Source organism: Pseudomonas sp. 2822-17 (assembly GCF_002742485.1).
Lineage (GTDB): Bacteria > Pseudomonadota > Gammaproteobacteria > Pseudomonadales > Pseudomonadaceae > Aquipseudomonas > Aquipseudomonas cyclaminis.
The window spans coordinates 1-263 of record NZ_LJRZ01000800.1 but is presented as its reverse complement, the minus strand read 5'-3'; the positions used below and the strand labels follow the sequence as shown (position 1 = coordinate 263).

The 263-nt window shown below is 36.5% G+C and carries 1 protein-coding gene; it reads right to left on the bottom strand.

All coding sequences use genetic code 11. The annotated features are described in order from the left end of the window. Window positions 1-263, bottom strand: a 263-nt coding sequence (locus tag AOA60_RS28825) for a hypothetical protein (RefSeq protein ID WP_218240906.1), incomplete at both ends; no start/stop codon positions are given.

Genomic DNA, 263 nt, shown 5'->3' with positions numbered 1-263 from the left:
CACTCAGGAACTCTTGTTAGTTTCTCATTTACAACTCTATCCGCAAGCTCATCACCAAAGAAAAACCTCGTTAACTCTTCGGCTTGCTGCACACTATCAAATTCGTAATCCGCTCTTATCCACTTATGAGAAAAACCATATTTGTTTTCAAGTAAAGAATAATATTGTTTTAAAAACGCAGGTGGATTTGGTGTTTCAAAACCAGTTCCCATCGTTTCAAATATGATAGCAGTACCATTCGTTCTAAGAACTCGCATTATTTC